This is a genomic window from Komarekiella delphini-convector SJRDD-AB1 (assembly GCF_014831675.1).
In the GTDB taxonomy this organism is placed as follows: Bacteria; Cyanobacteriota; Cyanobacteriia; order Cyanobacteriales; family Nostocaceae; genus Komarekiella.
Genome location: NZ_VJXY01000028.1, coordinates 29,072 through 52,775, shown reverse-complemented (window position 1 = coordinate 52,775; position 23,704 = coordinate 29,072). Strand labels below are relative to the sequence as shown.

The following is a 23,704-nucleotide window of genomic DNA, read 5'->3' as shown; positions in this document are numbered from 1 at the left end:
TTAATCACTAACTTTAGGTACAATATCAATTGCTTTACGCTTAATTAAGCTTAATTTTTGTTTATATTCATTTTTTCGCTTTCCTTCTTCATTTAACTGATATTCTCTGTCTGACTGAATGATAATTTCTTCGAGTTGATTTAATTTAATAGCAGGATTTACAACAATTTGAGACAAAATTATTTCAAAACTATTTAGTAATCGGGCAATACTACTAGCATCAAATAAGTCTTTATTATATTTCAATAATCCAACTATTCCTTGTTCTGTATCTGTTAGTTCCAGAAGTAGATCAAATCTGGCGATCGCATTTTCTAAATAATCTAAATGAGTCAACGTTAAATCGGAAAGTGCTAAAGGATGTATGGGAGCATTTTGGAGAATGAACTTGACTTGAAATAAAGGAGTTTGGTTTAATTCTCTTTTGGGATTAAGAGCGCTAACTAGTTTCTCAAATGGTAAATCTTGGTGGGCATAAGCTTCTAGACAAACTTTACGTATTTGTTGCAGAAAATCACTAAAAGTAGGATTCCCAGATAAGTTACTACGCAACACTAATTGATTAACAAAAAAACCTATCAAATTCTCTATTTCAATTCTATTACGGTTTGCAATATCAGTCCCAACAACAATATCTTTGTCACCTGTATACCAATAAAGTAAAACCTTAAATGCTCCGAGTAACGTCATAAATAGTGTGGTTCCAAGACTATCGCTTAGCTTCTTAATTGCTTGGGATAAGGTTTTAGACAGTATTAAAGTTTGCCGCTTTTCTTGAGAGGTTTTGACTTCTAAAGACTGATGATTTTTAGGTAACTGTAAAACTGGCAAGTTATCTCCTAATTGCTTTTCCCAATATCTAAGTAACTTATCAAGTACCTCACCCTGCAAAAACTTGTGTTGCCATATCGAAAAGTCTGCATACTGGATATTTATCTCTGGAAGTGGTGAAGGCTTATCGTTAGAAAAAGCTTCATAAAGTACTGACACTTCTCGGATAAAGATTCCTTCTGACCAAGCATCAGAGATAATATGGTGCATCGTCACTAACAATATATATTCCCTAGTTTTCAATCGTAAAAGAGTTAACCTTAACAAGGGAGATTGCGCTAAATCAAACGGTTGTTGGTAACTTGCTAGCCTTAAATTTTCTACCTCTGTTGTCTGTTCAATAACAGGTAAATGTTGTAAATCTACTATTGGTAATGGTATCGCTAAAGTAGGAGCAATAAGTTGAACTGGTTGCCCATTTACCAACTGAAAATATGTTCGTAATATTTCATGTCTTCGCACTATTTCGTTAATACTTTGCTCTAAAGCAGTTATGTTGAGCGAACCTTGTAGCAGTACTGCACTAGAACCATTATAAATATATGACTTTGGATCTAATTGATGCAGAAACCATAATCTCTGCTGTGCAAAAGATAGGGGTAATTCTATCTCTCGTGAAACCCGTTCAATTGGTAGATTTAACTTAGCGACTAGCTTTTTTTCCTCGATACTTTTGGCTATTTTTGCTATCGTCGATAATTCAAAAATTTGGCGCAATGGTAACTCAACATCAAATATTTTATTAATGCGGGATGTAACTTGAGTTGCTAACAGTGAGTGTCCACCCAATTCAAAAAAGTTATCATTTATTCCTATTTTTTCTAAGCCAAGTACTTGCATCCAGATCATCGCCATCTGTTTTTCAACAAGCGTTTGAGGAGCAACAAAGGTTTCTTCAAACTCTGGACGTACTAGGTCAAGTGCAGGTAAAGCTTTCCGGTCAACTTTGCCGTTAGGTGTAAGTGGTAGTGCCTCTAATATTACAAAAGCACTTGGTAGCATGTAGCTTGGTAATTTTGACTCCAAAAAGCTACGCAGTTCAGGAATTGTTAGTGTTTGCTCGATTTTAGGGACTAAATAGGCGATTATTAGTTGAGAATCTACTGAATCTTTGCTGACTACAACTACAGCTTCTCGGACTGCGGAGTGTTGGCACAAGAGTGCTTCAATCTCTCCAAGTTCAATCCGAAAACCACGAACTTTTACTTGATGGTCAATGCGACCAATATACTCGATTTCTCCATTTGGTAGATAGCGTACCAAATCCCCTGTTTTATATAATCTACTCCCTCCTACCTTCTCAAAGGGATTGGGGATAAATTTCTCTGCTGTCAAATCAGGACGGTTGAAATAACCTTGTGCGAGTCCATCCCCACCGATATGTAATTCGCCTGCTATACCTACAGGAACTAACTGATTATATTGGTCTAGGATGTAAAGTTGTGTATTTGCGATCGCCTGACTAATCGGTACAATTGTGCTGTCTATTTCTACCTGGGATGCTGCTGACCAAATGGTGGTTTCTGTCGGGCCGTACATATTCCACAAACAGGCACACCGATGCAATAATTGATTGGCTAAATATCCAGGTAAAGCTTCTCCACCACAAAGGATTTTTAATTGCTCATTGCCATTCCAGCCTGCTGTTAGAAGTAGTTGCCAAGTCGCTGGTGTGGCTTGCATAACTGTCGCTTTGGAGTTTGTCAGTAAAACTGATAATTGCGTTCCGTCTGAGGCTACTTCACGACTAGCGATTACCAAACAACCACCAACTATGATTGGCAGAAAAAGTTCTAACGCCGCAATATCAAAAGAATATGTTGTGACTGCTAGTAAAGTATCCTCCTGGGTTAACCCTGGTGTTTTCCTCATGGAGTACAAAAAGTTGCTCAAAGCACTGTGGGGAATTTGTACGCCTTTGGGTTTACCTGTTGAACCAGAAGTATAGATAACATAAGCTAAGTTGTCAGGAGTTATATCAGATAATAAATTTTCTTGGCTTTGTTGAGCAATATAATGCCAATCTGCATCTAAACAAACGACTTCAGCTTGATGTTGTGGTATTACTTGTAAAAGTGACGTTTGAGTTAGTAATACTGAAGCTTGAGTATCTTCTAAGATAAATGCCAAGCGTTCTTTGGGATAACTAGGGTCTAGTGGGATGTATACACCTCCTGCTTTGAGGATGGCTAATAGTCCGATGACCATCCCTAAAGAACGCTCTAGACAAATCCCCACCAATACTTCTGCTTTTACTCCTAAAACTTGTAAATAATCCCCTAGTTGATTCGCTTTAGCGTTCAGTTCTTTATAAGTAAGTTGTTCTTCCTCAAACACCACTGCTACTGCATCGGGTGTTTTTTCTACTTGCGCTTCAAATAACTCATGAATGCATTGTTGAGGATATTTAACTTCTGTATCATTCCACTCAACCATTAATTGGCGTCGCTCAAATTCAGTTAACAGTGGTAACTCTGACAAACGCTGCTGTGGATTAGCAACAATTCCTTCAAGCAACGTTTGCAAATGCGCCGCCATCCTTTGTATGGAACTCTCTTCAAATAAATCAGTATTGTATTCTAAATTACCCAGTAATCCATCAACTGTTTCAGTTATATATAGGGTTAAATCCAACTTGGCACTATCACTATTGCTTTCTAAGGGGCTTAAAGTCAAACCAGGTAACTCTAAAGCAGACATCGGCGCATTCTGAAGCACAAACATCACTTGAAAGAGTGGTGTATGACTTAAATCCCGCTGTGGTTGCAGTTCCTCAACTAACAACTCAAAAGGTAAATCCTGATGTGCGTAAGCTCCTAAAGCTACTTCCCGCACCCGTTTAAGTAACTCTTCAAAGTTGGGATTTCCTGCTAAGTTAGTTCGCAGTACTAAAGTATTGACAAAAAATCCAATTAACCCTTCTATTTCTGCTCGGTTGCGATTAGCGATGGGCGAACCGACTACAATATCTTCGCTGCCTGTGTAACGCCATAACAATGTTTGGAAAGCAGCTAACAGAGTCATAAATAAAGTACTTCCCTGCTGCTGGCTGAGTTTATTTAAGGAACAAGAGAGCTGATTAGATAGCTTGAATGAGTAGGTCGAACCCCGAAAAGTCTGAATTGCTGGTCTTGGATGATCTGTGGGTAACTCTAATACTTTTGGCGCGTTCTTTAACTGCTTAAGCCAGTAAGATATCTGGGTTTTAAGTATTTCTCCTTGCAGCCATTCGCGTTGCCAAGCCGCGAAGTCTACATACTGTATTGGCAGTGCAGGTAACGGAGAGGGTTGCCCATTACAGAAAGCTTGATAAAGTGTTGCCAACTCCCGCACTAGTATATCTATTGACCAACCGTCAGAGACAATGTGGTGTATTGTCAATAAAATTATGTGTTCTTGTTGATTAAGACGTAATAGTTTCACTCTCAGCAGCAAGTCGCCTTTAAGATCAAAAGGTTTCTGTGCTTCTTGAGAAGCCTGTTTTTTGACTTCGGCTTCTTGTAGATTTAAAGGTAGCTCGCTAATATCAAATATTGGTAATATTAATGATATCGCTTCTGAGATCACAGCGATCGCTTGCCCTTCTATTGTTTGAAAATTGGTTCGTAGGGCTTCATGGCGGCTGATAATCTCGTTAAAACTTTGCTCTAGTGCCCCTATATTTAGTTGTCCCTCTAGGCGAACAGCAGCAGCAATGTTGTAGAAGGAATTATTTGGCTCTAATTGGTCAAGGAACCATAACCGTTGTTGAGCAAATGATAACGGTAATTCTTGCGATCGCAAAATCCGCTCAATATTCCTTGGCTCATTTCTTGAGTCTACCTTAAGAGCTTTTTCAATTTCTTTCGCTAGCCCAGCTATCGTTGGTTTTTCAAATAAATAACGTAAAGCAAGCTCTACTTTAAAAACTTGCCGGATTCGGGAAATTACACGAGTGGCAATTAATGAATGTCCACCTAATTCAAAGAAATTATTATTAATACCTACTTTTTCAATACCAAGTACTTCCGCCCAAATACCTGCTAATAAATTTTCGATTGGTGTGGAAGGAAGGATAATATTTGATGATGATATCTGTATAAATTCGGGAATAGGTAGCGCTTTCCGGTCAACCTTACCATTAGGTGTAAGTGGTAGTGCTTCTAATATTACAAAAGCTGCTGGTATCATATAGCTTGGCAACTTTGACTCTAAAAAGCCGCGTAGTTCAGCAATTGTCAGTGTTTGTGATTGAGGAACTACATAAGCAACTAAACGTTTAGAATCTTCGGAATCTCCACTTACTATAACTACAGTTTCTTGGACTGCTGGGTATTGGTTAATGAGTGCTTCAATTTCTCCCAATTCAACTCGGAAACCACGGACTTTTACTTGATAGTCAATGCGACCAATATACTCAATCTCTCCATTTGGTAAATAGCGGGCTAAATCCCCTGTTTTGTAGAGACGTTCAGAATTGTTTTCTGTTACCCCTTTGCCCCCCTGCCCCCCTGCTCCCCTGCCTCTTTGGAAGGGGTTGGGAATAAATTTCTCTGCTGTCAAGTCAGGGCGGTTTAAGTAACCCCTACCTACTCCCACACCACCAATATAAACTTCACCCGTTACACCTATAGCAACAGGGTTAAGATACTTATCAAGCAGATAGATTTGAATATTCGCAATGGGACGCCCGATAGGAACTATCTTTTGATTGGTAACACAATCTTTACACTGCCAAAAAGTGACATCTACAGCTGCTTCTGTTGGGCCATAAAGATTATGTAGTTGGGCATCAAGTTTATTTGAGAAGCGTTTTTGGAGTTGGGCAGGTAACGCCTCACCACTTGCTATCACCCGCTTGAGAGACTGACATTTTTCTAAACCTTCTGCTTCCAAAAACACTTGCAGCATTGATGGTACAAAATGTAAAGTTGTAATTTGCTGCTGGAAAATCAAGTTGACTAAATAGTTAGTATCTCGATGTCCTTCTGGTTGAGCTACTACTAAACGAGCGCCTGTCAACAATGGCCAGAAAAATTCCCATACAGATACGTCAAAACTGAAAGGTGTTTTTTGCAACACACTATCTGCTGTTGTTAATTGGTAGGCATCCTGCATCCACATTAAGCGATTGCATATTCCCCGATGAGTATTCATCGCACCTTTTGGTTTACCTGTAGAACCGGAGGTGTAGATGACGTAAGCAAGGTGATCACAAGTGATATTGCACACAGGATTTCCTGTATTTTCATCAGCAATTAGTCCCCAGTTGCCATCAATACAAACTACTTTAGCTTTGTGATTTGGTAGACTTTTTACTAAATATTGTTGTGTTAACAATACGCTTGGCTGAGAGTCTTCTAACATATAAGCCAAGCGTTCTTTGGGATAGCTAGGGTCTAGTGGGATGTATGCACCACCTGCTTTCAGGATGGCTAATAATCCGATGACCATCTCTAAAGAACGCTCTATACAAATCCCCACCAATTCCTCTGGTTTTACTCCCAGCGATCGCAAATAATGCCCTAGTTGATTCGCTTTGGTGTTAAGTTCTTTGTAGGTTAATTCTTGGTCTGCAAACACCACTGCTACTGCATCGGGTGTTTTTTCTACTTGCGCTTCAAATAACTCATGGATGCATTGTTGAGGATATTCAACTTCTGTATCATTCCACTCTACAAGCAACTGATGTCGCTCAGCTTCCGTTAAGAGCGACAATTCACCAAGACGTTGCTGTGGCTTTGTTAGCATACCCTCTAGCAAAGTCTGTAAATGTCTTAATATCCGGGTGATAGTGTCAATATCGAAGCGATCGCTACAAGTAATCTTGAGCAACAACTCTTCACCTGGAATCACGGTTAGGGTTATTGGATAGTTAGTCCTTTCAAAAGCATGAAAATTTTTGATCTCTAAATTTAGATTCTGCTCCAGTAAGGAAGTATCTAAAGGATAGTTCTCAAAAACTACAATACTCTCGAACAAAGATAAATCTTTAGGAACTTCGCTCCATCCTTGGACTTTTACTAACGGACTATACTCGTATTGACGTGCTTCTACCAATTGCTCTTTGATTTTCCCAAGCCAAGGCAAAAGAAATTCTTCGGGTGATACTTGTACTCTAATCGGCAGTGTATTGATCAACAGCCCTACCATAGACTCGACTTTAGCTAAAATCGGGGGACGACCTGAAGTTACTGCCCCAAAAACTACGTCCTCCTGACCACTGTAGTGGCTTAATAATAAAGCCCAAGCTCCCTGTAATAGAGTGTTTAGGGTTAATTGGTGTTGTTTTGCTAAAGATTGTAATCTTGCTGTTGTGACTACAGAAAGCTTAACTTCTCGCTCCTGAGAGCCATCAGTTTGAGCTAGTAATTTTCTAGTTCCTTGTACCGATAGCTGTGTTGGAGTGGTAAAACCTTTAAGCATCTGTCGCCAGAAAGTCTCAGCCTCAGCTAGGTTTTGTTGCTGTAGCCAGACAATATAATCCCGATATGGGCGAATAGGTTCTAGATGCACATCTTGACCATTGCTGAAAGCTTTGTAACAAGCAAAGACTTCCTTAAAAACCAAGGGAACAGACCACCCATCTAACAACAGATGATGATGACTCCAAGTAAAGCTGTAGGAGTTTTCCGAAAGTTGCACGAGTGTGAAGCGCATCAATGGCGGCTGTGTAAGTTCCAAACCTCTAGAGCGATCGCTTTGCCAAAAAAGTTCTAACTTTTGTTGTTGTTCTTCTGAAGAGAGATGCTGCCAGTTATATTCTTGCCACGGTAAGCTCACCTGCCGATGCACAATTTGTACTGGTTCTTTTAAACCTTCCCAAACAAAGCAGGTTCGTAGAATTGAATGTCGTTCTACAACATACTGCCATGCGCGACGAAATTCTGGAGTGTTGAGTTTTCCTTGGAGAGTCAAACTAAATTGTTCAAAATAGATGCCAGTGGATACTGCAAGACTATGGAACAAAATGCCCTGTTGCATGGGCGAGAGGGGATAAAAGTCTTCAATGTTTTTGTTTTTCACACTCATCTTAGATATCTCCCATAGCTGCTGTAATGGCATCGAGATCAGTCTGATCCCATTGGCTTTGCTTAAACTCAGCAAAATCGGAAGGAGTAAAACCACCTACATCGTCAGACTGACAATGAGCAATAAGCGATCGCAGTGCCTCAATAAACCTTTGAGCAAGTACTTCAATTGTGGTTTGCCGATGCAGCTGATTGCTGTAAGCCCAACTTATTTCCAGCTGTTCTTGATAAATCCCAGCGTTAATTTCTAATAAGTGAGTTCGTTTATTTCGCAAACTGTGAGTTGAACCACTTGAACCCGGTACTATGCTAAATAAAGATGATTCTGATAAAACTTGATTAAACTGTCCTAAATAATTAAAAATAACTTCAGCCTTTGACAAAGAAAACTGCTCAGTTATTTTCTTATCCCGACTCAGATAGCGCAGTAATCCATAACCAATACCTTGATTGGGAATTGCTCGGATCTGCTCTTTAATCGACTTCAAAGCTTTTGCTGGCTCGTTAGTATTTTCAAGATTTAGGTGTACTGGAAAAATACTTGTGAACCAACCTACAGTCCTCGATAAATCCACATCCTCGAAGATTTCTTCTCGCCCATGACCTTCTAAATCAATTAGTAGAGAACTTTCTCCCGTCCACTGGTGAAATGTTTGCAGTAGTGCTGTTAATAATACATCATTTATTTGTGTTCGGTAAGCTGCTGGTACTTGTTGCAGTAAACTTTGAGTTTCCTCTACAGACAGCGATACCGATACAATAGAAGTCGTTTCTTCTAGATTATTTCCACCAGGAAAATCTATCGGTATAGGTACAGATTGATGCTGTGTTTTCAGCCAAAAGTCTAGCTCTGAAAGTAGTGCTGAAGATTGGGCATATTTTTGTAGACAGCTAGACCATTGTTTATAAGAAGTTGTTTTGGGTGACAACTTTATTACTTTGCCTTGACTAATTTGCTGGTAAGCTGTTTGAAAATCTTCAATTAAAATTCGCCAAGAGACACCATCAACAACTAAATGGTGAATAATCCAAAGCAAATGGTTGGCTTGATTTTCACCCAAGTTAAAAAGGGCAACTTGGAATAACGGCCCTTGTGAAAGATTTAAGCTAGCTTGTAATTTAGTGGCTGCTGCTTCGATTGCTGCCGCTTGTTGATCTTTTGGCAATGCTAAAAAATCGAAGTATGTTAGTGGAATACTATTATCAGGACTAGCAATCAGTGCAGAAGTATTAAATTCTTCCTGGAGAAATCGTAAACGTAAAACATCATGATGCTTTTGTAGAAACTCTACGATTTTCTCTAAGATTATAGGGTCAATGTTCTGTTTGCTTTCTAACAACACTGACTGATTCCAGTGGTGTGGTTCTGGTTGATTTTGTTCAAAAAACCAGTGCTGAATAGGTGTTAACTCTAGCAAACCAGTTAGTTCCATCTGCTCGGCTTGAATTTTTTTAGTCGTTCCAACTACAAGCGCTAGTTGAGCGATCGTTTGATGTTGAAACAGTTGTTTAGGAGTCAGATTTAGCCCTATTTGGTTAGCTTTAAATATTACTTGAAGGCTAAGGATAGAATCCCCACCTAATCTAAAAAAATTATCGTTTCTACCTATTTCTTTTAAGCCTAATACCTCTGCCCAAATAACAGCTAACTGTTTTTCAACGTTCGTCTGTGGTGCAACAAAGGTTTCTTCGAGTTCTGGACGGACTGTATCAGGAATAGCTAGCGCTTTCCGGTCAACCTTACCATTGGGTGTAAGTGGTAGTGCTTCCAATATTACAAAAGCGGCTGGTATCATGTAGCTTGGTAACTTTGATTCCAGAAAGCCGCGTAGTTCAGCAATTGTCAGTGTTTGTGCTTGAGGAACTACGTAGGCGACTAAACGTTTAGAACTTTCGGAATTTTCACGTACAACAATTACAGCTTCTCGAACGGCTAAGTGTTGATTAAGTATGGCTTCTACTTCTGCTAATTCAATCCGAAAACCCCGAATTTTGACTTGATGGTCGATACGTCCGATAAATTCTAAGTTGCCATTAGGTAGGTAACGAACTAAGTCACCTGTCTGATAAAGCCGCTCCCCTCTTGAACTGTAGGGATTAGGAATAAACCTTTCTGCTGTTAAATCCGGTCGATTGAGATAGCCTCTAGCAACACCCATACCTCCAATGTACAATTCGCCAGGAGTTCCTACAGGCACGAGTTGTAAATAAGGGTCGAGAACGTAAGTTTGGACTTGGGGAATGGCTTTACCAATCGGCACTTCGCCAGCCGCCTGTATTGATAAGTCACAGAGCGTTGCTACAATTGTTGTTTCTGTAGGGCCGTAGCTATTGACAAGCCGTACCCGTTGACCAACCTGCTGCCACGTTATCAGGTGTTTTTTGTCAGCTCTTTCACCCCCAATAATCACTAATCGCAGGGAATCGGGAAGTGCCAAATCTGACGTTGCTAGTTCAGCGGTTACTTGATGCCAAAAGGCGGTAGGCAAATCAAGGACAGTTACCTCCCAATCACGACATTGCTGTAAAAATTGAGGTGTAGAACTTAACATCTCATCTGTACGCAGTATGAGAGCAGCACCACAGATTAGACAGGGAAAGATTTCTTCAGCAGCAGTATCAAAGCTGATGGAAGCAAATTGCAGGACGCGTTGGGTCGTCTTTAGTTCAAACTCTCTACATGCAGTATTGATATAGCAAGCCAAAGAGCGATGCTGAATCATTACCCCTTTGGGTGTTCCTGTTGAACCGGATGTATAAATTAGATAGGCGAGATTTTCAGGTTGTGTCTGATGAATTGGATTTTCTTGGCTTTCCTGAGAAATGGCTTGCCAGTCCGTATCTAAGCAAATGACTTGAGATTGATGTTCGGGGAGTGTGTCCAATTGTACTGACAAAGTTAGTAAAACTGACACTTGAGCATCCTTTAACATCAAAGCGAGGCGTTCTTTTGGATAGGCTGGATCTAAAGGTAGATATGCTCCTCCGGCTTTGAGAATTGCCAAGAGGCCGATGAGCATCTCTAAAGAGCGCTCTATACAGATTCCTACTAAAACCTCTGGTTTAACTCCGAGGGTTTTAAGGTAGTGTGCTAGTTGATTCGCTCGCTGATTTAATTCTCTGTAGGTTAAATACTGGTTTTGAAATACCACCGCAACTGCATTTGGTGTCCGCTCTACCTGCGCTTCAAATTGTTGATGAATGCATTCGGGTTGAGAATTTAGAATTGGGGATTTATTTGTACTAAGTTCTAGTAACTCCTGACGATCTGTGGCGCTCAACAGTGGTAAGTTAGATAACCGAGTTTGAGGATTAGCAGTAATGCTTGAGAGCAAATTCTGAAAGTGTCTCAGCATCTTAGTGATGGTAGTAGCATCAAATAGGTCAGTATTATATTCAAATGATGCCATCACTCTTTCTTCAGCAATCTCAATAGACAGGCTCAAATCAAACTGCGCTGTTTTGGTTTCTATTTTTAACAAGCTCAAAGCCAAACCAGGCATTTCTGGTAACTGCGAGTAATCTTGGACATTGAACATGACTTGAAACAGCGGTGTTCGACTGGTGTCCCGTTCTGGTTGCAGTGCTTCTACAAGTTGGTCGAAGGGCAAATCTTGGTGTGTATAGGCTCCTAAAGCTACCTTTTTTACCCGCGTCAGCAACTCGTCAAAAGTCGGGTCGCCGCTCATATCTGTACGTAGGACTAAGGTATTGACAAAAAAGCCAATTAACCCTTTCACTTCATCACGATTACGGTTAGCGACAGGTGTTCCTACAGCGATATCATTTTGTCCGGTATAACGATAGAGAAAAGTTTGAAATGCTGCCAATAGCAACATGAATAAAGTTATACCCTTTTGACGAGCGATCGCCTTGAGTTGCTCAATGACTGTTTCGGACAACTCTATAGATTGTTGAGCGCCGTGTGAAGTTTGCACTGTCGGCCGTGGTCGATCAGTGGGTAGTTGTAATGCGGCTGGGACACCTTCAAGTTGTTGCTTCCAGTAAGAGAGTTGAGTTTGCAGAATTTCCCCTTGCAACCATTGGCGCTGCCAGTATGCAAAGTCTTTGTATTGGATAGATACTTCTGGTAGAGGTGAAGAACTTCCAGTTAAGAATGCTTTGTACAGTAATGCTAGCTCTTGTAAAAATATCTCAACAGACCGGCCATCAGAGATTATGTGGTGCATCTCAAGCAAAAGAATATGTTCTTGCTGTGTTAGGCGTAAAAGTTTAGCACGTAACAATGGCCCATGTATTAGGTCAAAAGGTCGCTGGCTCTCTTGAGTCAAGAGTTCTCGAATTGCCAATTCGCCTTGCGAGTCAACATTTTTTTGCCAGTCTACTGTCGATAAAGATAATTTTAGCGAAGGAGCAATAACTTGAACGGGTTCCCCGTTGACTGTAGTAAAAGTAGTTCTGAGGGTTTCATGTCGATGGATAATTTCATTAAAACTTTGTTCTAGTAGAGTAACCTCAAGCTGACCTTTGAGATTAACAGCTAAGGAAATATTGTAAGCTGGGTTGCCTGGTTCCAAACGATCAAGGAACCATAGTCGTTGCTGAGCAAAAGACTGGGGATATTCGGCTTTCTGGACTTGCGTCAGGGATACTGACGGTATTGCTTTTGTTGTCAGTTGAGCCAGTATTTTGGTGACAAGCTTGAGCGTACTCATCCCTTCAAAGAAGTCTGCTATCGATACTTCTACTTCTAAATCAACTTCAATCCGGTTTTTTAACTCAAACACTTTTAAAGAATCAAACCCCAAAGCGCTTAATGGTTCTTCAGGATTGATATTATCTGGTGCGATCGCCAGTACTCTGGCTTCCTGTTCAATCAAATAGGCTTCTAAAAGCGGTTGACATTGCGTTGGGGAAAGCGTCAAAAGTTCGGAACGCTTTAATCGAGTTTCTTTTCTGACAATATTGCTAATTTTGAAAATATCACTGCCAATTACATTCAATTCACCATTCTGAAACTGGGTGCGAGTTGCACGACGTTGAATCTTACCGCTGGAAGTTTTGGGAATACTACCTGGTTTAATCAAAACCACAGCATAAACTTGTACTTCATGTTCTTCAGCAACAGCTTGGCGAATTGCAGATATAACTTCTTCTAAATTTGGTTTGGCGCGAAACTTTAATTCTTGTATGATTACCAGCCGTTCTTCGTTGTTAACCTCGACTGTAAATGCTGCACTAGCACCGGAATGCAAAGATGAATGGCTGCATTCTGCGGTTAATTCTATATCCTGTGGGTAAAGATTTCTGCCACGAATAATTATTAAATCTTTGGCTCTACCTGTAATGAAAAGCTCGCCATTATCCAAAAAACCTAAATCTCCCGTCCGCAGAAAAGGGCCTAAACCTGTATCTGATAGATGAGCATGGAAGGTTTTTGCTGTCTCTTCTTGGCGATTCCAATAACCTTGGCCAACACTTGGCCCAGATACCCAAATTTCTCCTATTTCATCAGGTTGACAACTACTGAGTTTGTCTGGATGAGCGATCGCTATTTCCTGTTCTGGTATGACTCGACCACAACTGACAAAATGAGAAATATTATCATTATTACCAGATGCTTCAACTACCCGATTAGACTCTAATGCAGACTTCTGGACTGTCTTAATAATCGGTGATTTTGCCTTCTGCACGCCAGAAACCATCAGAGTTGTTTCAGCCATTCCGTAACAAGGGTAAAATGCCTCTTTACGAAAGCCGCAATCTGCAAAAGCTGCTGCAAACCGCTCTAAAGTATCATACCGAATCGGTTCAGCGCCGTTAAATGCAACACTCCAACTGCTCAAGTCAAGAGTTTGTTTTTGTTCAGGAGTGATTTTTTGAGTACATAACTCATAGGCAAAATTCGGCCCCCCACTGGTTGTACCTTTGTAGTGAGATATGGCCTGCAACCAACGATAAGGACGTTGGAGAAAGGAAGTTGGAGGCATGATAATGCAAGGAAAACCTCCATACAAAGGTTGCAATATTCCCCCAATCAGACCCATATCATGGTACATCGGCAACCACGTTACGAACTTACTTTCTGGAGAATGCTCCATAAATTGGTAAGTTGTATCAGCATTGTGCAATAGGTTTCCATGACTAATCATTACACCCTTGGGTGTCCCTGTAGAACCAGAGGTGTATTGCAGAAAGGCTAAGGTATCTTGATCAATAGAGGGTTCTTGCCAAGTATCTTCTATTCCCTCTACAAGATCGTCGGTAGTAAGCCACTGTAAGGATTCTAAGTCAGTCTTTTGTGACATTAAAGACTGCACTGTAGAAAGAATTTCTGTTGTCGTCAGAGCTATAGATGCTTGTGCATCTATGGAAATAGCTTTGATTCTCGGTGTGTTGCGCTCGTTTCTGGGAGGATATGCAGTTACAGCCACAACTCCCGCATATAAACAACCGAAAAAAGCAACTAAAAAATCTAGTCCGGCTGGATAAAGTAGTAAAGCGCGTTCTCCAGTTAAATTCAATGCTTGTAATTGAGCAGCTATTTGACGCGATCGCTTATCTAATTCTTGATATGTTAGTGTTGTTTGTTCTGTTTCTCCATCTAACAAAAAGGTAAAAGCATCTCTATTTGGCTGCGTCAAGCTTCTTAAGCGCAGGACTTCGACAACTGTAGAAAAGTTGTCAACAATGTCAAACAAGTTATGAGAAAAACCATTCATTGTTATTTTCAACTCAAGGCAATGTGCAACTTATATGGTTACAACAGTTTCAATTAAACATACTTTTAAGAAAATTCATAAAATCTTTGAAACCTCCAGCAGAAATTGTATGAGATAAATAATGAGGAGCAATGTTGAGAAAAACTGATAACATATTTTTCTGCCACAAAAAATCTTGAATTTTCAGATCATACCAAAATGATAATGATATATTCTCATCTACTGCGGTAAGATGATGCCACCAAAAAGGCGGTATGTAAAGTATTTCTCCTGGCTGAAGTATAACTTCTATTCTTTCTTGCCAAGGAAACTTCGGAAATGATTCTACATCGAATATATCTGGCTTTACCTTACTATTATATGCTGCGCCAGAACTAGCCTCAAGAGGTGGATAGAATGATAAATAATTTGAAGGTGGAAATAAAAGTATTCTTTTTCTACCTCGAATTTGAGCAAAAATATTATGTAATGGGTCAAAGTGAAGGGTAGTAGTTGAAGAAAAGTTTTTACTTGAAAACCCATACCATAATGTAACAAATGCTTTCCTGTTGAAGTATTCTGGATAAGTTACATCTCCAACAATTTCAGGAAAACGTTCTTCAAAATGCGCTTCAGATAAATAACATTCTAAATATTGAGCATTGTTATTTTGATTTGCTCGATTTTCTATATGATTATGTATATAATCCTGAAATTTCATTTCTTTTTTAGGATCATAACCATCTTCATAAGAAAAATTTTTATGATTATCCCAAAAATCTTTTTTATAAAACCGTACTGGAACCAGATTATTGCCACAGTGGTTTATCAGATAATCATGAGACCAATTCTTGCAAGCATCCCAATGTTGAGCAACATCTTCAATTATAAAAGGCTGATATTGTTTACATATTTCTGAAAACTCTTTGATACTAGGACTCTTGATTTTTAAAATTGAACTACTAGTTTGGATTTGCATAAAAACTCCAACATACTTACATTTTGCACTATTTAAAAATATTGCCGCATAGAATGAATTTAATATTCATTTATTTAGGAATTATTCAAGTAGTTTTAAGTTCAATTAAATTGGTGATAGTGTTGGCTCTCCTTCTTTGATTGAGCCATATACTAATGATTTTATCTTTCCGCTTAATTAATTTAGCCAACCACTTACAGCATATTTTAAAAGTTGTTTGTAATGTATTAAATACTTTCACATTCCCCCTAAATGCACATCGATTCCTACACTTATCGTGGCAAAGACGCTACGTGTAGCAAGCTTTCAAAGTAAGAGTTACGGCAACGTTGGAAAAGTTTACAACGGACTGACTCTCATTAAAAACAGGGATTTTAATCTATTTTCCCGCCTTAAACTTAAAAAGAGGAGCCGCCGCTCCGACTGCTCTCCAAGTAGAGCAATTAGCTTGGGTTAGGGGGATATTGATACAACTTGATACTTTACAAACATCCTCTAAGATTGTTTAAATGCTAATTAATCGTGGTTTATTTGGATAAACATCTCCGTTATTGCAAGTAATTTTTATTTATCCTTGATTACCTTAACGAGAATAAGTTGCTTTAGCAATAGAGTCACCATATATATTTTTTATTAAATATAGGACTAAGTATTAGGCTTTATTATCTAGTTTTCTTTATATCTTGAGATAGATAATCAGCAATATACTTTTTCAAAGTCTCTTCTCAAGGCAGATATATAAGTTTTGTATATGACTGCATAATATAAACTTCATACTATCTTGAGTAACTGCGTAATTAGGAAGGCTATTTTAACTTTTGCGAATACTTAATTAACAAAGTAACTTTAGCTACCAACATAATCTCTGATTGTGTGTCAAGCAAACACCTACTCACAAGAATAATTGTTGCTTAGTGTTCTTAATTAAAGAAAAAATATTATTAATTAGCTTGTGTGTTGCATCACTTCATAATATGATTCAACTAACTTAAATCTAAATGACAATTTATTTCAAAGATTGTCGTTGTGTCTTCGGGTACGACCAAGTAGTGTGATTGAGTGTAAGCGGATAAATGAAGTTAGATAAATTTTTTCAAAGCCTGCTGCTGACAAGTGCGGTTGTTGTTGTGATGAACACTCCTGCTAAAGGTGAAGAAGTACAAGAGGATGTTCAAAGTAAATCTTCTAGCCAGAGGATAGGGAAGTCTGCATTAGATAAGATTGCGGTTACAGGTAAAAAATTTACAAGCAACAAATCTCCGGTATTAGCTCCCAGTAATAAAAAATCCCGACTCTTTAAGTCTCAAATTGTCAGTTCACTGCAAAGAGCAAAGTCGGATAAAACAAGTAAAAATATTCGTCAACTAAATGAAATTGAACTTCCTGCTACTAGCGCCCAAATGCTGGTACAGTCACCAACACCAACCAACACCCCGAACCCAGAAGGAAGTGGGGATCAACAAATCATACCAATCACGGGAGTAAGAGCAAATCCCACAGACAAAGGTGTAGAGGTAATTTTAGAAACGGCTCTTGGGGAACAACTGCAAGTTACAAATCGCAGTACAGGTAATAATTTTATTGTTGATGTTGCTGGCGGACAATTGCGTTTGCCTAACGGCGATGCTTTTACATTTCGTTCGGAAAAACCGCTTGCGGGAATTACGGAGATAACTGTTACAAATATTGATGCAAAGACTGTTCGAGTGACGGTAGTAGGTGATGCAGAGTTGCCGACAGTTGAGTTGTTTGATGATAATGCAGGGCTGGTTTTTGGGATCAATTCTGCTGCAACAGCGACGCAGCCATCACAGCAGCCCCAAACACCAGAAGCACAGACGCCAGCACAGACACCACAAGAAGAACCAGCAGCGCAGCAGGATGAGCCGATTGAGTTGGTGGTGACAGGGGAGCAAGATGGGTATCGCGTACCAAATACTACGACTGGTACAAGAACTGACACACCTTTGCGTGACATTCCTCAATCGATTCAAGTAGTACCACAACAAGTGTTGCGCGACCAACAAGTGACTCGCTTAGACGATGCGCTGAGAAATGTTCCTGGTGTGAATCAGGCCTTTAATTTTGGCCCAACTGGCTCTTTTACGATTCGCGGATTTGATGCAGTATCTACTAATTCTCTTAGGGATGGGTTAATTGATCCTTTAGCTACGGAAGTGACTGAACTTTCTAGTATTGAGCAAGTCGAAGTTCTCAAAGGCCCTGCATCAGTGCTATTTGGTTTGGGTAATCCAGGAGGAACCGTCAATATAGTATCTAAACGTCCCTTGAGTGACCCTTTTTACGCTATTGACGCAACTATTGGTAGCTATAGTTTTTATCGAAGCGCGATTGATTTATCGGGGCCGTTAAATGACTCGAAGACAGTCTTATATCGATTGAATGCAGCCTACAGAAATTCAGGTAGTTTTATCGATTTCTTTAATGGTGAAAGCTTAAATATATCGCCTGTTGTCAGTGTGGCTCTTAGCGAGAGTACTAACCTAGTCTTAGAGGGAGAATACATCAAGACAAGAGATTCTTACGCATCTGGCGTACCTGTCATTGGCAGTATATTACCTAACCCAAATGGCGAAGTGTCTCGTAACCGCAACTTTGGGGAACCTACTGATGAATTTGAACAAACAATTACAAGGCTGGGATACCAACTAGAACACAAATTTGATGACAGCTGGTCGTTACGCAATGCTTTTCGGTTCACGTTTCGTGATTACAGTGACCGGCTTACGATTCCCTCAACTTTGGATGAAGACAATGAAACTTTGAATCGCACATCTAGAGAATACGATCTTGAAAATAGTAATTATAATTTCACAACAAGTGTGGTTGGTAAATTTGCCACGGGTTCAATTCAACATCAGGTACTATTTGGATTTGATTTAAATCGTTTAGAAAACTTGTCACCAAGATTTGCTGAACGCGAAGCGGCAACGATTAATATCTTTAATCCTGTGTATGGTCAACCGCCGGAACCGGTCTTTAGTTCTGAAAGTAATGATCGATCCATAACAAACTCATTAGGAATTTATCTTCAAGATCAAGTTGCACTGGCAGATAGCTTGAAGTTGTTGTTAGGTGTACGGTTTGATGCTTTTGATCGGAAATATGAAGATTTCACTAATAATATAGAAAGCAGTGGGTCAGATAGTGCATTCAGTCCTCGTTTTGGGATTGTCTATCAACCCATTCCCGCTATCTCGCTTTATGCTAGTTATACAAGTTCATTTACTCCACCAAATGGTACATTCTTTTTTGATGTTGACTCTACATTAGAACCAGAACGTGGTACTCAGTATGAGGTTGGAGTGAAGGCAGATTTGAGCGATCGCCTTTCAGCAACGCTTGCATTCTATGATTTAACTCGTACCAATGTCTTGGTAGATGATCCTGATAATCAAGGTTTTCAAATCCAAGTAGGTGAACAGAATAGCCAAGGTATTGAACTGAATCTAACGGGCGAAATTTTGCCGGGATGGAATATTTATGCAGGCTATGCTTATACCGATGCACGCATTGCGGAGGATACTACTTTTACAGTTGGAAACCGATTACCAAATACCGCAGATCATTCTTTTAATTTATGGACAACCTACGAAATTCAACAAGGTGAATTACAAGGTTTAGGGGCTGGAATAGGCTTATTTTTTGTAGGCGATCGCGCTGGAGATTTGGACAATAGTTACGATGTACCTAGTTATGTTCGGACTGATGCAGCTATTTTCTATAACCAAGATAAATTCAGAGTTGCACTCAACTTCAAAAATCTATTTGATGTAGACTATTTTGAAAGTGCACTTGATTCTAATCGTGTTTACTACGGACAGCCATTTACGGTGCAAGGTACTATTTCTTGGAAGTTTTAAACAGTCAACAGTTAACAGTCAACAGTTAACAGTAAACAGTCAACAGTTAACAGTCAATAGTCAACAGTAAACAGTCTTTTGTGTTATCCCATTACCTTTTAGGGGTGGGATAAGCTTAACTAATCTGATGAAGAAAGTAAGTCGTGCAATAATCATATTTCTACTTGCTAGTTTAACAACTTTGCTTTTTTCTGCTTGCAATCAAAATCTAACTAAAAATGTAGGTAATTTCATTGAATTATCTCGCCCCACTAATTGTCGGATAATTCAGCATTTAGTGGGGGAAACTTGTGTTCCTCAAAATCCTCAACGTATTGTGACCTTGCATTTAGCTACCTTGGGTAATCTACTTGCTCTTAATATTAAACCAATTGGCGCTGCAACTGGATATCAGAAAAGTGAGTTTCCTAAATATCTTGATGGCAAGATAGATCAGATCGAATGGGTGGGAGGTGTCACACAACCCAATCTAGAAAAAATCTTGCAACTCAAACCCGATTTAATTATAAATTTGAGTGACGATAAAAGTATTTATCCTCTACTCTCAAAAATCGCCCCAACTGTACAAACTGGTTGGGAAGGCCCCCGTCAGTGGAAGGAACATTTTAGTTTTGTCGTGAAAGTTTTAGAAAAAGAAAAGGCTTATCAACAGGCATGGAATCATTATTATCAGCGAATTAAAGAACTGAAAACTGCGCTAGGCGATCGCTATCAAAATCAAAAATTTTCTTATGTCTATGTTGAAAGTAGTAGTCACCCTATATTTATTAGCGAACTTAAAAATGTATTTGCTGGCTCTATACTCAATGATGTTGGTCTGCAACGTACAGAAACACAAGATGTGATTACTCCAGATGGACACATTTTTATTCCCGAAGAAGAATTATCAAAAATCGATGGTGATGTTTTATTTATAGGCATTGATGGAGACGATGATGGAAAATCCTTTAATAAACTTAAACAAAAGCCATTGTGGAAGACGCTGAAAGCCGTTCAAAAAAATCATGTATACGTTATAAACTTGTCAACTTGGAGGGAGTCAAATCTACTTGCTGCTGATGCAGTCATCGATGACCTCTACAAATATCTTGTTAACACTCCCTTGTAGAATAGTAGCTTTAGTAATATATAATTTTGGGCTTTTCATCTTTGTGCCTTAGTGCCTTGGTGAACCAGCGCTGTAGGCGGGTTTCCCGCCGTAAGCGACTGGTGTTAGCGCAGCGTTAGCGACGAAGGAGCGTCACCCGGAGGGTGGTTTAAAAAACATTCTACTTTTTATCTCACTCCCGATTGCACCCGCCATAAATTAGCATAAATTGCATTTTTATCCAACAATTGTTCATGGGTTCCCGACTCAACTAACTCCCCATATTCCATCACATAAATGCAATCAGCATTGCGGATAGTGGAAAGACGATGAGCTATGGCTATTGTCGTTCTATTAACGGTAATCCGTTCTAAAGAACGCTGAATAGCAGCTTCAGTTTCATTATCCACCGCTGAGGTGGCTTCATCTAAAATCAAAATTGGCGGATTCTTTAAAACAGTTCTAGCGATCGCAATTCTTTGCCGTTGTCCACCAGATAATTTTTGACCCCGTTCTCCGACTATTGTTTCATAACCTTGAGGTAGCCGCATAATAAAATCATGAGCTTCGGCAATTTTCGCAGCTTCAATTATTTGTTCATCGCTAGCATTAAAAGTCCCATAAGCGATATTTTCTGCAACTGTACCATGAAATAAGAATACATCTTGACTGACTAAGCCGATACTGCGACGCAAATCACCTATATTTAATTTTTGAATATTAATGTCATCAATAGCGATCGCTCCAGAAGAAATATCATACAATCGCAATAATAATTTAACTAAAGTGCTTTTACCAGAACCAGTAGAACCAACAATAGCGATCGTTTTGCCTGCGGGGATATGTAAGGATAGTTTTTTAATTACTGGCTCTCTATCTCGATAAGCAAAAGTAACTTGTTTAAAATCAATTTCACCACGTACTTTATCAATAGGTAAAAATTTGTCTCCCGCAGTAATATTGATGGGAGCATCTAATAAATCCATGACACGATTAGTAGAAGCCATTGACCTTTGATATTTGTCAAATATTTCTCCTAATGTTACTAAAGGCCATAACAATCTCTGTACTAAAACTAACAAAACACTGTAATTGCCAATAGATATCTTACCAGCATATGTTGCCATACCTCCCCAAAACAACAAGGCTGTGAACCCTGCTAAAACTAGCATTCTAATTAAGGGTACAAAGGCAGCAGAAAGTTTTATTGCTTTATTATTACTTTTTCTATATGCTTCGCTTTCTCCTGCTAATCTGGCACTTTCATAATCTTCAGCAGTGAAACTTTTAATTGTGGTAATACCACTGAGATTATTTGCTAGTCGTGAGTTGAGAAAGCTTACCCTTTCTCGCACTTCAGCATAACGAGCCTCAAGACGCTTTTGATAAGTAAAGGAACCCCAAACAATAAATGGCATTGGCAACATTGCTGCCAAGGTAATATAGGGAGGTAAAATGAAGAAAGCACCACCAGTTAAAATGAGCAGTGAAGTGATAATGTTGATAATTTCATTAGCTCCAAAATTTAAAAAATCTTCTAGTTGGTTGATATCATCATTTAAAATTGACATCAAACCACCTGTACTGCTTTCTTCAAAGTAAGCTGAATCTAATTCTTGTACATGATTGTAAGCATCCAAGCGTAAATTATGCTGAATATTTTGAGCTAAATTACGCCAAAGTCTGTTATATGCGTACTCAGAACTTGATTCTAGTATCCAGACAATGATAGTGATAAATGAAAGTAGTAAAAATTGCCAAAATATATCTTTTACACCCAATTTGGCAATTACAGAATTTTGCTGTTCTACGAGAATATCTACCGCAATACCAATTAACCACGGTGGTGCTAAGTCTAAAATCGTATTGATGATAGAAAATGATGTTGCCTGCCAAATTTGCTGGCGATATTGGCTTCCATAGTTTAGCAAACGTTGCAAAGGATGGGCTGAATTTCTACGATTTTTAGATTCTCTAGGAGATTTTGATGTGATTGTCACGACTGGTATTATTTGTAGTTGTTAACTGTTGACTGTTAACGGTTAACAGTCAACCTTAATATCGAAGTAATATGCAATTTAAATGCATAACAGCTTAATACTGACAAAACTAAAAATTCAAACAAGGGTTACATAGTAAAACTAATATTTAATTACTTTCAAAAGCTAATCAGTTTGGTATTCATATATAAGAAAACCAAACCTGTTTTTTACTTCTTATTACTTAATACCAAAAATCATCGATTCAGAGCCAGTCAAATGCTGCTGTTGCAGTTCACGGAATCCCACAGAACGCATCCATTCAATACAATCAGCACCAGTGTAATCAAATCCTCCTGAAGTCTCAATTAACATATTCAGACTCATCAGAAGTCCAAAGGCATTTTCGCATCGATTATCATCAATAATGGCGTCATAAACAATCAGCGCACCACCAGAGGGAAGTGCCTCATAGGCCTTAGTCAGTAGCATCAGTTTTTCGTCAAGATTCCAGTCATGCAAGATATGTCCCATAACTAAGACATCAGCAACAGGTAGTGAGTCAGAGAAAAAGTTACCCGCAAAGAATTGCAACCGTTGGCTCAGACCATTAGAATTAACGTATTCCTCAAAAACTGGGCGCACAACAGGTAAATCAAACCCACCCCCGGACAGATGAGGATGCGCCAATGCAACTTGTACCGGTAAGCCACCTTGAGCTGTTCCAATGTCGATGAAAGTTTTGTACTCACTCCAAGGAAACTTTGCTGCGATCGCCTTCGCTGCTTCTATACTCAAACCAGTCATACTTTTAAGAAAAGTCTCTAAGCGCTCGGCATCAGCATAAAGTGCAGTAAAAAAGTTTTCCCCATTCTTGGCTTCATTTTGAGGTTGTCCAGTTTGCAATCCTTGAGTCAGCGAACCCCAAAATGGATATAATCGCGCATTTGCCATTTCTAAGAAGCCACCGATATACTCAAGCTTTCCACGAACGAGAAATCGCTCAGTTTCTTGAGTATTAGAGTATTGCTCGTTATGTCGTTCTAACAAACCCAATGCAACCAAGGCATCAAAGAAATCTCGCGCTGAACGTGGATGTATTCCCAACCTTCCAGCCAGCGTTTGAGCATCCAGAGGCGATGAATCAAGCAGAGTGAACAAACCAAGTTCAACTGCTACTAACAGGGTTTTTGCACTCCAAAAACCCATTCCTATCTGCATAATTGCGTCAGGAGTTATTTTAGTATCCATAATATTGGTTCAAAAGTTAAC

Annotated in this window: 7 protein-coding genes; 2 read left to right on the top strand and 5 right to left on the bottom strand. The window is 39.3% G+C overall.

The window, feature by feature from the left end; translation table 11 throughout:
- Genes FNW02_RS22760 through FNW02_RS22750 form a run of 3 tightly spaced genes read right to left on the bottom strand, consistent with a single transcriptional unit; the run spans position 1 to position 15,482 of the window.
- Positions 1-7,842: an amino acid adenylation domain-containing protein gene (locus tag FNW02_RS22760; RefSeq protein WP_191759767.1), complete on the bottom strand. Its 7,842-nt coding sequence runs from the start codon at positions 7,840-7,842 to the stop codon at positions 1-3.
- 1 nt (position 7,843) lies between these two features.
- Positions 7,844-14,524, bottom strand: a complete 6,681-nt coding sequence (locus FNW02_RS22755) for a non-ribosomal peptide synthetase (protein ID WP_191759766.1) — start codon at positions 14,522-14,524, stop codon at positions 7,844-7,846.
- Positions 14,525-14,573: 49 nt separating this feature from the next.
- Entirely contained in the window at positions 14,574-15,482 is a 909-nt protein-coding gene (locus FNW02_RS22750) for a cupin-like domain-containing protein (RefSeq protein ID WP_191759765.1), read from the bottom strand.
- 1,073 nt (positions 15,483-16,555) lie between these two features.
- On the opposite strand from FNW02_RS22750, the gene FNW02_RS22745 reads away from it, so the two are divergent.
- Together FNW02_RS22745 and FNW02_RS22740 are read left to right on the top strand one after the other, a co-directional pair.
- A complete protein-coding gene (locus FNW02_RS22745) occupies positions 16,556-19,366 on the top strand; it encodes a TonB-dependent receptor (RefSeq protein WP_191759764.1) in 2,811 nt (936 codons plus the stop codon).
- A 127-nt stretch (positions 19,367-19,493) separates the two neighbouring features.
- Positions 19,494-20,474, top strand: coding sequence for an iron-siderophore ABC transporter substrate-binding protein (locus FNW02_RS22740; RefSeq protein WP_225225846.1), 981 nt, complete (start codon positions 19,494-19,496; stop codon positions 20,472-20,474).
- Positions 20,475-20,641: 167 nt separating this feature from the next.
- Here the strand turns inward: FNW02_RS22740 and FNW02_RS22735 are convergent, their stop codons facing one another.
- Together FNW02_RS22735 and FNW02_RS22730 are read right to left on the bottom strand one after the other, a co-directional pair.
- Positions 20,642-22,453 carry an ABC transporter transmembrane domain-containing protein gene (locus tag FNW02_RS22735; protein ID WP_191759763.1) on the bottom strand — a complete coding sequence of 604 codons (1,812 nt, stop codon included), beginning with the start codon at positions 22,451-22,453 and terminating at the stop codon, positions 20,642-20,644.
- Between the two features lie 219 nt (positions 22,454-22,672).
- A complete protein-coding gene (locus FNW02_RS22730; RefSeq protein WP_191759762.1) occupies positions 22,673-23,683 on the bottom strand; it encodes a methyltransferase in 1,011 nt (336 codons plus the stop codon).
- Positions 23,684-23,704 lie beyond the last annotated feature (21 nt).